Here is a 12,398-nt window from a genome sequence, read left to right as displayed (position 1 = left end):
CAGCGAGATACGCGGGAGGACCCGCAGCTAACGCTCAACGCCTGCGCTGATGGCTTAGGTAGCCTGCGCCCGCCGCCGGCAGCGGCGAGCGCACTACTTCGTCAGTGACTAGGTAACAGATTCAGATGACGAGGCGCTTGCGGAGGTACATGTTCGTGCCAACGAGCGACCAGCAGGCCACGCTTGGGGTCGGCCTTCCAGTGCATGTCGATCACGGCCGACGGTGTCGGGGTCGGCTTGTTCAGCGGCTCGGGAACCGTGACGGTAAACGTACGGCGCGCGTTCGCACGGCGGCCGGCCAGGGAAAACCGACCTGCGGTACGCAGACGAAAGAAATCGCGAAGGAGCTTCATAGCCCGTCTCCTCGTAGTGGCGCCTGTGGCGCCCGAAGGAGTCGGACCGGACTTCCCTAGTCGAGGAAAGCGCCGGCCGACCGCTGGCGGTCGCCGCAGACGATCAGCTTGTTATGCAATGCCGGCACCCGATGCTCGCGGATGTCGACGTTGCGACTAGGGTAAATGTCCATATGCCTTGGTTAGTAAGGACTAGAGTGCTGCCGGGCGCAAACACGCGACGGCAGCACGGCTATTCTGGGCCTGATATGCGGAGCTGTCAAGTTGTGGCTGGGGCTAACCGACCAGGACCGCCGGCTCGAACAGATAGTGGTCCACCAGCAGGAACGCAAACAGCGCCATCAGATACACGATGGAGTAGTTGAATACCTTCATCGCAAAGAACTCGTCCGGCGGGTTGAGCAGGCGCACGGCGTAGTAGAGAAAACCCGCGCCCAGCACCACGGCCCCACCCAGGTAGACCAGGCCGCTGTGGCCGGTCAGCGTCGGCAGCAGCGTCACCAGCACCAGCAGGATGGTGTAGAAGAATACGTGCCAGCGCGTGTAGGTCACGCCATGCGTCACGGGCAGCATGGGCACCTGCGCCCGTGCGTAGTCGTCGCGACGGAAGATCGCCAGCGCCCAGAAATGCGGCGGCGTCCACACGAAGATGATCAGGCACAGCTGCAGCGCAAACGGATGCAGCGAACCAGTCACTGCCGTCCAGCCCAACACCGGCGGAATCGCGCCGGCCAGGCCGCCGATCACGATGTTCTGCGGCGTGGCGCGCTTGAGGTAGGCGGTGTAGATCACGGCATAGCCGATCAAGCCGCCAAACGTCAGCAGCGCGGTCAGCGGATTGACCAGCAATACCAGCACCAGCATCGAGAGCACGCCCAGCGCCAGGGCGAACGTCAGTACCTGCGTCGGCGCCAGATGCCCGGTCGCCAGCGGCCGATGCGCGGTGCGCGCCATCAGCTTGTCGATCCGTTGGTCGATCAGATGATTGAACGCCGCGGCCGATGCCGATGCCAACCAGATGCCCAGGGTGCCCCATACCAGTGCACGCCACGGCGGCATGCCCGGCACGGCGAGAAACATGCCGATGACCGCGCAAAACACCAGCAGCGCGACGACGCGCGGCTTGGTCAATTGCAGATATTCACCGAACTTGCCGCTCATCAGCGTGCGCCCAGACTGAGAAAGATCGAGTCGTCATGCCGCTGCTGTGTCCGTGCCAGCGTGGCCAGGAGTACGAACAGCAGCAACGCGGCGACACCATTGTGCAACGTGGCTACCGGCAACGGTAAACCGAAATGGACATTGCTGATACCCAGCAGCACCTGGGTCACCAGCACCACGGCGATCGCCAGCCCGAGCCCACGCAGGCCCCGGCGCGACACCTTGTGCGCGAGAAACGCGAGATAGCAGAACACGATCAGCGCACCGATACGATGAGCGATCTGGATGGCGCTACGTGCCGCCATATCCAGCACGCCGCCTTCGTAATTCACTCCAATGCCACGCCAGAGCACGAAACCTTCCTTGAAATCGGTCGGCGGTGCCCACTGGCCCAGACAGGTCGGAAAATCGGTGCCACAGGCCAGTGCGGCATAGTTCGCCGAGGTCCAGCCGCCCAAGGCGATCTGGCCAATCAGCAGCACGATGCCGATCACGACCAGCTTGCGCAGCGCTGCATAACTGTCGTCGCGCGCGCCCACACCGGCGTAGCGCAATGCGGCATAGGCGAGCAAGGCGAATGTCGTGATGCCGCCCAGCAGATGTCCCATGACAACGATCGGCTTGAGCAGCAAGGTGACCGTCCACATGCCGAGCATCGCCTGGAAAATGATCACCGCCAGCGCAAGCACGCTGATGCGCCAGGCGCCCGGCCTGCGCAGACCGATTGCGGCAATCAGGGGCAGCCCGATGGCAAACGCCGACAACACGGACGACCAGACATGCTCGCCGCGGATGTACAGCACCGTGCCGACCACAGCGAAGAGCGCACCGGCGATCACCGCCATGCGCGCCCAACGCGTGCGCCAACTGGCGATCAACGCAATGCTCAACACCAGCACGCCGAGCGAACCGGCGAGAAAACGATGCACCTGCTCGCGCCACGCCTTGTGCGTTTCAAAAGGGCGATCCGGAAAGGCCTGGTTCGCCTGCGCAATCTCGTGCTGGTGTTCGGGCCATGCCACCTGGCCATAGCAAGTCGGCCAATCCGGACAGGACAACCCCGCGTTGGACAGGCGCACGAATGCACCGAACATCACTACGCCAAACGCGAAGACCGCGGCCAGCAGCGCCAGGCCGCGCAGGATTTTCACGGAGCGACTGGGCATCAGCGAATCACCTTCTGCAGGTCCTTGCGCAAACCGGTCGGATCGAAACCGACGGGATACAGCGACAGCGCCGTGCCATTGGACTCGACCAGCAACGCGCTCACGCTATCGGGCGTGCTCGGACGAAATGCGGCGAGCTTGTCCTCGGCATCGCTGCCGAGCTGCCAGTAGTGCTGCATGGCGATCGCCGCTTCACCTGCGGGCGGCGTGCCGATATAGAGCAATCGCAGACGGTCTGCATTTTGATTGAGCGTGATGCGCGCGGCCGCCATCTTGGTCAATGTATCCACGCACTGCGCAGCACAACCGGGACCGGCCAGCGCGATAAGCGTGAGCTTCGGCTCGCTCGCGCGCCAGGCCCACTCGCCACCCTGGCTCAATGCGACGCGCAGATGCTCGTCGGCGAAGTTGCGCTGCGGCGTGATCGCCACGCCGTTGGCCTTGCCCTCGGGCTGCCAACCGGAAAAGGTCAGTACGCCGGCAGCCAGGATCGGCGCCATGAAAATGCCGACGATCAGCAACAGTTTCAGGCGACTGGCACGCAGGTTCGGCGGCGTCTGTCCCGAGGCGGAAGGTTGATTCATGCGTTGTCCGAAGGCTTGGGTTTGCGGCGACGATGCAGGACGATAAACATCACCACCGCCACGACCGCGAAAGTGAACCACTGAAAAGCGTAGGCGCGATGCCGCGCGGGCGGCATCGATGAAAAGTCGAGCGTGTGTTCGCGCACATAGATCGACGCAGGATCGGCATCGAGCGCGAGCACACGCGGATAGAGCGACTGACCCAGGTCCTGTTGAACCTGCTTGAGGTCCAGGAAAATCGTGGTCTTGGGCCAGTGCGTCTGCGCAGCCAGCGCGTTGCCACCCATTTCGAAACCTACCCCGGGCGCCGGCTGATAGAGACCTTGCAGGGTCAGTTCACCCGAAGGCAGCGGCGGGAACTGCGGTGCCTGGTCGGTACCATTGCCCGGCAGAAACCCCTGGTCCACCAGCAGCAGCGACGATGCGTCACGCACCTGGAAAGGCGCATAGACCTCTACTCCGCCGCGCTGATCGTGCTTGGGGTTGTCCAACAGATAGACACGGTCGGCCAGATAATGGCCCTGCACTCGCACCCGCGGATAAGCATCCAGCGGCGGTGTAGCGGCCACGGCGGCAAAGTCGCTCAAGGAGGCTTGCGCCGATGCGGCATACCGCCGCAGAAGTTCGTCCTTTTCGTCGGCGCGATGCAGCTGCCATACGCCAAGGCGCAGAAAAACAAGACATCCGGCCACGGTCAGCAGCACAGCCCACCAACGCGGACGACGCCACAAGTTCACGCGATCCCACCGGGCGTGAAGGCTATACTCGCGATGTCAACATCGTTCGGAACAATCACGTGGAAACCGTCTACAAAGTTGCGCTGGTGGTCGTGTTGTTAGTGGTTCTGTTCAATCTCGGCCAGGCGCTGTTTTTCATGATGACCGACAAGGACGGCAGCAAGCGGACCGTCTGGGCGCTGACACGCCGCATCGGCCTGTCCATCGTGCTGATCCTGATGGTCGTTTTCGGCATCTGGATGGGCTGGCTCCATCCACATGACGTGGGGCAGTGATTGTAACGGTTGGGCGTCGGATACGCCTGAGGCGCGACAATTGGCACGCCAGACGCAGCCATACCGGAACAACAAAAAACCCGCCTTCCGGCGGGTTTTTTGTGCACCGCAAAAGCGGATTAAAGAATGTAGACGAACATAAACAGGCCCAGCCACACCACGTCAACGAAGTGCCAGTACCACGCCACGGCCTCGAAGCCGAACTGGTGCTCCTTGTTGAAGTGACCCTTGAGCACGCGCAGCCAGATCACCGCCAGCATGATCGTGCCCAAGGTCACGTGCAGGCCGTGGAAGCCGGTGAGCATGAAGAAGGTCGAACCGTAGACGCCGCTGTGCAGGGTCAGGTTGAGCTCCTTATAGGCCTCCATGTACTCGTGCGCCTGGAAGTTCAGGAACGTGGCGCCAAGCAGCACGGTCAGGCCCAGGAATAGCAGGATGCGACCACGGTGGCCCGAATTGAGCGCGTGGTGAGCAATGGTGATGGTCACGCTGGAGGTCAGCAGGATCAGCGTATTGAGCAACGGCAGGCCCCACGGGCCAATGGTCGAGAAACGACCGCCGACACCTGCCGGACCGCCACCACCGCCAGCACCCCAGGCAGCGGAGTAGTTGCTCCACAGGAACTGATGGGTCAGCACGCCGTGGCCTTCGCCGCCCAGCCACGGCACCGAGATCGCGCGGGCATAGAACAGCGCGCCGAAGAAGGCGCCGAAGAACATCACTTCGGAGAAGATGAACCACATCATGCCCATGCGGAACGAGCGGTCCACCTGGTTGTTGTAGCTACCGGCGAGCGACTCGCGGATCACCGAGCGGAACCAGCCGAAGAACATCAGCAGGATGCCGATGACGCCGACGGTCAGCACCGTCCGACCGAAACCGGCTTCGCCGGGCGGCGCGTTCAGCCAATGTGCGGCGCCAAACACGGTCACGAACATCACGATCGCGGCCACGAAGGGCCAGTAACTCTTGGCCGGTACGAAATAAGCGTCTTGCTGCTGACCCATGGTGTAACCCCGTGGATATCTCTTAGGTTGCTTGTCACCCCGGTAACACACCGTGGCGAGGAACTGCTATCCGATTCGATGCCCCGCATCGTTTCGGGATACTGCCTGCGAAACCGGTCTTACTTGAACTTCACCATCTGCAGGATCGACAACAGGAAAATCGCGATCGCAATCACTGCAACAATCAGGGCGGTGCGCTTGGCACCTCTGCGACGCGCTTCTTCCATCGGATCTTTGCCTGTTTCCAAGTTATCCAACACCGATTTCAACGCTGCGACCGCCATGGCCGCAGCGTGTAGAGCCGATCAATCGTCAAGGTGACCGTGCGCCAGCTCGGAGTCGTGCACGATCGGCGGCACGTCGAAGGTGTGATACGGGGCCGGCGACGGCACCGTCCACTCCAGACCCTTGGCGCCTTCCCATACGCGGTCGGTGGCTTTCTTCTTGGAGAACCACACCGCATGGACCAGCACGCCCAGGAAGATCAGCTGCGAGGCGCCGAACAGGAAGCCGCCGATCGAGCTGATCATGTTGAAGTTGGCGAACGCGACGTTGTAATCCGGGATACGGCGCGGCATGCCGGCCAGACCCAGGAAGTGCTGCGGGAAGAACAGCACGTTGACCCAGATCACCGAGTTCCAGAAATGGATCTTGCCCCAGGTCTCCGAGTACATGTGGCCGGTCCACTTGGGCAGCCAGTAGTACGCGCCGGCGATGATCGCGAAGATCGCGCCCGTCACCAGCACGTAGTGGAAATGCGCCACCACGAAGTAGGTGTCGTGATACTGGAAGTCAGCCGGAGCCAGGGCCAGCATCAGGCCGGAGAAGCCGCCGATGGTGAACAGGATCACGAAGGCGATCGCGAACAGCATCGGCGTTTCGAAGGTCATCGAGCCGCCCCACATGGTGCTGACCCAGTTGAACACCTTCACGCCGGTAGGCACCGCGATCAGCATCGTGGCGTACATGAAGAAGATCTCGCCGCCCAGCGGCAGACCCACCGCGAACATGTGGTGCGCCCACACGATGAACGACAGGAAGGCGATCGAGGCAATCGCGAACACCATCGCCTTGTAGCCGAAGATCGGCTTGCGCGCGAAGGTGGGGATGATCTCCGAGACCAGGCCGAAGGCCGGCAGGATCATGATGTAGACCTCGGGGTGACCGAAGAACCAGAAGATGTGCTGGAACAGGACCGGGTCACCGCCGCCGGCGGCATTGAAGAAGTTGGTGCCGAAGTACTTGTCGGTCAGCAGCATCGTCACCGCACCGGCGAGCACCGGCATCACGGCGATCAGCAGGAAGGCGGTGATCAGCCAGCTCCACACGAACACCGGCATCTTGAGCAGATCCATGCCCGGCGCGCGCATGTTGAGGATGGTGGCAATGATGTTGATCGCGCCCATGATCGAGCTGATACCCATCAAGTGCACCGCAAACACCACGTAGGCGATCGACGAACCCTGCAGCGACAGCGGCGGGTACATCGTCCAGCCGCCGGCAGGACCGCCGCCGGGCATGAACAAGGTGGACAGCAGCAGCGTGAAGGCGAACGGCAGGATCCAGAACGACAGGTTGTTCATGCGCGGCAACGCCATGTCCGGCGCACCGACCATCAGCGGGATCATCCAGTTGCCGAGGCCGACGAAGGCCGGCATGACCGCGCCGAAGATCATGACCAGCGCATGCATCGTGGTCATTTCGTTGAAGAAATACGGCTGCACCAGCTGCATGCCCGGCTTGAACAGTTCCGCGCGGATCACCATCGCGAAGCTGCCACCGATGAAGAACATCAGCAGCGAGAACACCAGGTACAGGGTGCCGATGTCCTTGTGGTTGGTGGACATGCACCAGCGCACGAAGAAGTTCTTCGGTGCGCCGTGATGATCGTCGTGGTGGTCGTGGGTGGCTTCGTGCGCCATGGCCTTGCACCTCTACCTAATACGAATCGAATCTGATGATGGAAGCGAGCGCGCTAGCGCTTAGCCCTGGGAATTGCCGGTGACGGGGGCGACCTGCGCGGTCTTCGGCGCGGGGGCCGTCGACGCTGCAGCGGGCGCAGCCGGAGCGGCGGGTGGGGCCGGCGGCGTGGCGGCGGCCTGCTTCTGCGCCAGCCACTGCTCGAACTCCGCCTTCGGTAGCGCCTTGACCACGATCGGCATGAAGCCATGGTCCTGGCCGCACAGCTCGGCGCACTGGCCGCGGTACACGCCAGGCTCCTTGATGTTGGTCCAGGCCGCGTTGACGATGCCCGGGATCGCGTCCATCTTCCAACCCAGCGCCGGCACCCACCAGGAGTGGATCACGTCGCCGGCGGTAATCACGAAGCGGATCTTGGTGCCCACCGGGACCACCAGCGGTTCGTCCACGTTGAGCAGGTAGGTGTTCTCGTCGCCCACCTTGACCGCATTCGGGTCCATGCCCGAGCGCAGCTGGCGGGTCTCGTCGCTCTCGCGATCGAGCTTGGACATGAAGCCGACCTTGTCGATCGACTTGCCCATGTAATCGATGTAGTCGTAGCGCCACTTCCACTGGTAGCCGGTGACCTTGACGGTCATCTGCGAGCCGGTGGTGTCGGCGAAGGTCTTCAGACCGTTGGTCGCCAGGTAGGCGAGCACGATCAGGATGATCACCGGGACCGTGGTCCAGACGATTTCGAGCGTGGTGTTGTGCGACCACTTCTCGGCCACCGCGCCGCGCGACTTGCGGAAGCGGAACATGGCGATGAACATCGCGCCGAAAACAAGGATGCCGATAACGACGCAGACGCCGAGCGCGACGTTATTGAGGAAGTAGGGCTCGCCGGACCACTCCGAGGAACCGGGGGTCATATTGAGCTGGCCGGGTTTCGGGTTGGCCTGGGCAATGCCGCAGAACACTGCCAGAGCGAGGGTCGCCCATGCCGTTACCGTTCGCTTGAAAACCCCAGGCCTGATGCCGCCAGATGTCATGTACTTGCACCTTTGTTGAACCTACCTGCGCGACTGGCCGTGGATATCCGCCAGCAGCACCATGAGTTTCTTCGACAGCTCGATGCGTTCCTCATCCGCCAGGAAAGCCCCGATTTCCAGCGCTCGTCCATGCGACGTCAGCAGCAGACGATGCCCTCCCCGACTTGCCTTCAACTGCACGCGCACCCAATACGGCTGGAAACGCATACCGCGCCGGCCTGGCAGCGACTGCACCTCCAGCGACGTTTCGTCGAGGGTGATGCGCTCGCTACGGTCACCGGCTCGCCAGGCTACGCCCAGCGCGAATGCCACCGCGGAGGACTCCAGCAGAGCGAATAACGGAGCAAAGACGTTCCCCTGCCACGCACCCAACCCGGCCGTCGTCAACGCCAGCGCCGCCAATACCCCGATCAAGCGACGCAGGTCGCGACGGCTGAGTGCACGATTTGGCTTGAGCCACATCGTTACGCACGGCAGGCCGGCGGTAGCTGGTCGAAGCACGATCATGGGGATCCGGCGTGCCTGGAACATTCGGATGATAGGCCGCGGCGGGGGGTAGGGGCAAGAATGACGCACAGGCTTGACATATGGAGCGTGCACTGGTGCGCGATGGCGAAAGTATTTGCTGGGTGTGATGTTGGCTTGAAGGGACGCGGAATCCGTTGGAGGTGCATCTCACGGGATTCCGAAAAACTTCCCTGATTCGTCATCCCGGCGCAGGCCGGGACCCAGTGGCTCCGGTTTCCGGCTTTCGCGATGGAGCCCACGCTTGAACGCTCTTGCGACAGCCGACCGCAAAGTCACTGGATTCCGGCCTGCGCCGGGATGACGATAGAAACTGAGGTTGTTCGCGGCGCCTTTGTGCCCCATACGGATGCGTTCCCCCCGCCCCACCCCTACAATTCACCCTTTCCCCCACCCAGCCGTACCGTGACCCAGCCCATCCTCAGCCCCGAACTCCCGCCCGGCGCCAGCGCCGCTCGTGCCCGCATCACCGCGGCATGGCTCCGCGACGAAACCGAAGCGGTCAACGATCTGCTGGCGCAGGCCTCGCTGCCGCCCGCCGAGCGCGAGAAGGTGATCGATCTCGCCGCCGATCTGGTGACGCGCGTACGTGCACGCGCCAAGGATCAGAGCGCGGTGGAATCGTTCATGCGCCAGTACGACCTTTCCAGCGAGGAAGGCGTGCTGTTGATGTGCGTGGCCGAAGCGCTGCTGCGCATTCCGGACAAGGCAACCGCCGACAAGCTGATCCGCGACAAGCTCGGCGACGCCAACTGGAAGAAGCACCTGGGCCAGAGTGAGTCGGTCTTCGTCAACGCCTCGACCTGGGGCCTGATGCTCACCGGCAAGCTGGTCAATCTGGCCGAGGAAACCCGCCACGACTTCGCCAGCGCATTGCGCCGTCTGGTCGGCCGCGCCGGCGAGCCGGCGATCCGCCTGGCGGTGCGTCAGGCGATGCGCATCATGGGCCACCAGTTCGTGATGGGTCGCACCATCGACGAAGCGCTGGACCGCTGCGCCAAGAAGGAATACGCGATGTATCGCTATTCCTACGACATGCTCGGCGAATCGGCACTCACCAGCGAAACCGCCGAGCGTTATCAGCAGGATTACCGCAACGCGATTGCCGCAATCGGTTCGCGCGGCCCGTTCGCCAATCACACGGACGCGCCGTCGATCTCGGTGAAGCTCTCCGCGCTGCACCCACGTTACGAGGTCGCCAATCGCGAACATGCGCGCCGCGACCTCACCGCCAAGCTGCTGGAACTGTCGCAGCTGGCGATGAAGCAAGGCATTGCGCTGTCGGTCGACGCCGAAGAAGCCGACCGCCTCGAACTGTCGCTGGACATCATCGGCGACGTGTTCGCACACCCGTCGCTGCAAGGCTGGAACGGCCTGGGCATCGTCGTGCAGGCCTACGGCAAGCGCACGCCGTTCGTGATCGACTGGCTGGTCGAGACCGCGCGCCAGGCCAACCGCCGCTGGTACGTGCGCCTGGTCAAGGGTGCGTATTGGGACGCCGAGGTCAAGCGCGCGCAGGAAAACGGCCTGGCCGGTTACCCGGTCTATACGCGCAAGCCCAATACCGACGTGTCGTATCTGGCCTGCGCGCATCGTCTGTTCAATGCCGGCGCGGAGCTGATCTACCCGCAGTTCGCCACGCACAACGCGCACACCATCGCCGCGGTCCATCACATCGCACAGGGCCGTCCCTACGAATACCAGCGCCTGCACGGCATGGGTACGGACCTCTACGCCGAAGTGATCGGCGCGCAGAACTTGAACGTGCCGTGCCGCGTGTATGCGCCGGTGGGCAGCCATGAAGACCTGCTGCCGTACCTCGTGCGCCGCCTGCTGGAAAATGGCGCCAACACCAGCTTCGTCAACCGCGTCGTAGACGAGAGCGTGCCGGTACGCGAACTGGTGGCCGATCCGTGCGAGACCGTACGCGCTTTCGCCTCCATTCCCCACCCGCGCATCCCGCTGCCGGTCAATCTGTATGGTGACCATTCTGCGCTTGCGCAGAATGCAAATTTTGTAACCAGGAAGAATTCCATGGGCATGAACTTCGCAAACGACAACGAACTGAAGGCCCTGGCCGACGCGGTCAACGCCGCCTGCCCGCCCGGCACCACCGGCCGCTGGAATGCCACCCCGCTGGTTCCCGGCGCGCAAGTCGGTGCGGCCACGGTCGAGGTAACCAACCCGGCCGATCGTCGCCAGCGTGTAGGCAGCTATGTCAGTGCCGACGCCGCCACGGTCGACAAGGCGCTCGCCAACGCGGTTGCCGCACAGCCCGCCTGGGACCGCATGCCGGCCGCCAGCCGTGCGGCGATCCTGGAGCACGCCGCCGATCAGCTCGAAGCGCGCCGCGGCGAATTCATCGCCCTGTGCGTGCGCGAAGCGGGCAAGAGCCTGCCCGACGCTATCGCCGAAATCCGCGAAGCGGCCGACTTCCTGCGCTACTACGCCACGATGGCGCGCCGCCTGTTCGGTCACCCGGAACAGTTGCCTGGCCCGACGGGCGAAAGCAATCAGTTGTTCTTGAATGGCCGTGGCGTGTTCGTCTGTATCAGCCCGTGGAATTTCCCGCTGGCGATTTTCCTGGGCCAGGTGTCGGCCGCGCTCGCCGCCGGCAATGCCGTGATCGCCAAGCCGGCCGAACAGACCAGCCTGATCGGCTTTGTCGCGGTGCAGTTGTTGCACGACGCAGGCGTACCTGCCGACGTGCTGCAGTACCTGCCGGGCGACGGCGCTGTCGTCGGCGCCGCGCTGACCAAGGACCCGCGTGTTGCCGGCGTCGCCTTCACCGGCTCGACCGAAACCGCCTGGGCGATCAACCGCGCCCTCGCCGCACGCAATGCACCCATCGCCGCGCTGATCGCCGAAACCGGCGGACAGAACGCGATGATCGCCGACTCCTCCGCACTGCCGGAACAGATCGTCAAGGACGTGATTTCCTCCGCCTTCCAGTCCGCCGGCCAGCGTTGCTCGGCCGCGCGCGTGCTGTTCGTGCAGGAGGACATCGCCGACAAGGTCAGCGCGATGCTTGCCGGCGCCATGGCCGAACTGAAAGTCGGCGATCCGGGTCAGCTGTCGACCGACGTCGGCCCGGTAATCGACGAGGACGCCAAGAAGATTCTGGTCGACCATGCCGCACGCATGGACAAAGAGGCCAAGAAGATTGGCGAAGTGCAGCTCGACGCAGCGAACACCGGCAACGGCACGTTCTTCGCGCCGCGCGCCTATGAAATTCCGTCGCTGGCCACGCTGACCCGCGAAGTGTTCGGGCCGGTGCTGCATGTGATCCGCTGGAAGGGCGACGAGCTGGACAAGGTGGTCGAGCAGATCAACGCCACCGGCTACGGCCTGACACTGGGCATCCACAGCCGCATCGACGACACCATCGAATACATCCAGAGCCGCGCACGCGTGGGCAACTGCTATGTCAATCGCAACCAGATCGGCGCAGTGGTCGGTGTGCAACCGTTCGGTGGCGAAGGCCTGTCGGGCACCGGCCCGAAAGCCGGTGGCCCGCACTATCTGCTGCGCTTTGCGGGCGAACGCACCTTGACGATCAACACGACGGCCGCGGGCGGCAATGCGTCGTTGCTGACGATCGGGGAATAAGGGCGGCTGCGATCTCGAAAAACCCTTTCC

At 63.4% G+C, this 12,398-nt stretch carries 12 protein-coding genes; 2 read left to right on the top strand and 10 right to left on the bottom strand.

The window, feature by feature from the left end:
- Positions 1–101: 101 nt before the first annotated feature.
- The 5 genes from ACZ6WW_RS13755 to ACZ6WW_RS13735 all read right to left on the bottom strand — a co-directional run bounded on the left by ACZ6WW_RS13755 (position 102) and on the right by ACZ6WW_RS13735 (position 4,001).
- Positions 102–353 carry a hypothetical protein gene (locus ACZ6WW_RS13755; protein ID WP_465274698.1) on the bottom strand — a complete coding sequence of 84 codons (252 nt, stop codon included), beginning with the start codon at positions 351–353 and terminating at the stop codon, positions 102–104.
- A 276-nt stretch (positions 354–629) separates the two neighbouring features.
- Positions 630–1,514: a heme o synthase gene (cyoE, locus tag ACZ6WW_RS13750; RefSeq protein ID WP_281851600.1), complete on the bottom strand. Its 885-nt coding sequence runs from the start codon at positions 1,512–1,514 to the stop codon at positions 630–632.
- Complete coding sequence (locus ACZ6WW_RS13745; RefSeq protein ID WP_465274697.1) at positions 1,514–2,680, bottom strand: COX15/CtaA family protein; 1,167 nt, start codon at positions 2,678–2,680, stop codon at positions 1,514–1,516. Before ACZ6WW_RS13745 ends, cyoE begins: the two co-directional genes overlap by 1 nt.
- On the bottom strand, positions 2,680–3,264 hold the full coding sequence (locus ACZ6WW_RS13740) for a hypothetical protein (RefSeq protein ID WP_465274696.1): 585 nt from the start codon (positions 3,262–3,264) through the stop codon (positions 2,680–2,682). Before ACZ6WW_RS13740 ends, ACZ6WW_RS13745 begins: the two co-directional genes overlap by 1 nt.
- A complete protein-coding gene (locus ACZ6WW_RS13735) occupies positions 3,261–4,001 on the bottom strand; it encodes an SURF1 family protein (protein ID WP_465274695.1) in 741 nt (246 codons plus the stop codon). Before ACZ6WW_RS13735 ends, ACZ6WW_RS13740 begins: the two co-directional genes overlap by 4 nt.
- Before the next feature lie 59 nt (positions 4,002–4,060).
- Here ACZ6WW_RS13735 and ACZ6WW_RS13730 point away from each other — a divergent pair, with 59 nt between their 5' ends.
- Positions 4,061–4,276: a twin transmembrane helix small protein gene (locus ACZ6WW_RS13730; RefSeq protein ID WP_281851596.1), complete on the top strand. Its 216-nt coding sequence runs from the start codon at positions 4,061–4,063 to the stop codon at positions 4,274–4,276.
- A 119-nt stretch (positions 4,277–4,395) separates the two neighbouring features.
- On the opposite strand, the gene ACZ6WW_RS13725 is transcribed toward ACZ6WW_RS13730, so the two are convergent.
- From ACZ6WW_RS13725 to ACZ6WW_RS13705, 5 genes are all read right to left on the bottom strand, one after another.
- Positions 4,396–5,283: a cytochrome c oxidase subunit 3 gene (locus ACZ6WW_RS13725; protein WP_281851595.1), complete on the bottom strand. Its 888-nt coding sequence runs from the start codon at positions 5,281–5,283 to the stop codon at positions 4,396–4,398.
- A 119-nt stretch (positions 5,284–5,402) separates the two neighbouring features.
- Positions 5,403–5,567, bottom strand: coding sequence for a hypothetical protein (locus ACZ6WW_RS13720; protein WP_281851594.1), 165 nt, complete (start codon positions 5,565–5,567; stop codon positions 5,403–5,405).
- 21 nt (positions 5,568–5,588) lie between these two features.
- Positions 5,589–7,205 carry a cytochrome c oxidase subunit I gene (ctaD, locus tag ACZ6WW_RS13715; protein ID WP_465274694.1) on the bottom strand — a complete coding sequence of 539 codons (1,617 nt, stop codon included), beginning with the start codon at positions 7,203–7,205 and terminating at the stop codon, positions 5,589–5,591.
- A gap of 60 nt (positions 7,206–7,265) precedes the next feature.
- On the bottom strand, positions 7,266–8,234 hold the full coding sequence (coxB, locus tag ACZ6WW_RS13710; RefSeq protein WP_281851593.1) for a cytochrome c oxidase subunit II: 969 nt from the start codon (positions 8,232–8,234) through the stop codon (positions 7,266–7,268).
- Between the two features lie 21 nt (positions 8,235–8,255).
- On the bottom strand, positions 8,256–8,741 hold the full coding sequence (locus ACZ6WW_RS13705) for a DUF2244 domain-containing protein (RefSeq protein ID WP_345781787.1): 486 nt from the start codon (positions 8,739–8,741) through the stop codon (positions 8,256–8,258).
- 423 nt (positions 8,742–9,164) lie between these two features.
- Between ACZ6WW_RS13705 and putA the strand changes: the two genes are divergently transcribed.
- Positions 9,165–12,368, top strand: coding sequence for a bifunctional proline dehydrogenase/L-glutamate gamma-semialdehyde dehydrogenase PutA (putA, locus tag ACZ6WW_RS13700; protein WP_465274693.1), 3,204 nt, complete (start codon positions 9,165–9,167; stop codon positions 12,366–12,368).
- The last annotated feature ends 30 nt before the right edge of the window (positions 12,369–12,398 follow it).

It is taken from the genome of Dyella sp. NPDC103356 (assembly GCF_055584465.1).
Note: the sequence above shows the minus strand (reverse complement) of the source record. Positions and strands in the feature narration are given on the sequence as shown.

Coding starts and splice junctions, on each gene's coding strand:
- ACZ6WW_RS13755 (WP_465274698.1), bottom strand. CDS start 353: ATGAAGCTCCTTCGCGATTTCTTTCGTCTGCGTACCGCAGGTCGGTTT.
- cyoE (WP_281851600.1), bottom strand. CDS start 1,514: ATGAGCGGCAAGTTCGGTGAATATCTGCAATTGACCAAGCCGCGCGTC.
- ACZ6WW_RS13745 (WP_465274697.1), bottom strand. CDS start 2,680: ATGCCCAGTCGCTCCGTGAAAATCCTGCGCGGCCTGGCGCTGCTGGCC.
- ACZ6WW_RS13740 (WP_465274696.1), bottom strand. CDS start 3,264: ATGAATCAACCTTCCGCCTCGGGACAGACGCCGCCGAACCTGCGTGCC.
- ACZ6WW_RS13725 (WP_281851595.1), bottom strand. CDS start 5,283: ATGGGTCAGCAGCAAGACGCTTATTTCGTACCGGCCAAGAGTTACTGG.
- ACZ6WW_RS13720 (WP_281851594.1), bottom strand. CDS start 5,567: ATGGCGGTCGCAGCGTTGAAATCGGTGTTGGATAACTTGGAAACAGGC.
- ctaD (WP_465274694.1), bottom strand. CDS start 7,205: ATGGCGCACGAAGCCACCCACGACCACCACGACGATCATCACGGCGCA.
- coxB (WP_281851593.1), bottom strand. CDS start 8,234: ATGACATCTGGCGGCATCAGGCCTGGGGTTTTCAAGCGAACGGTAACG.
- ACZ6WW_RS13705 (WP_345781787.1), bottom strand. CDS start 8,741: ATGATCGTGCTTCGACCAGCTACCGCCGGCCTGCCGTGCGTAACGATG.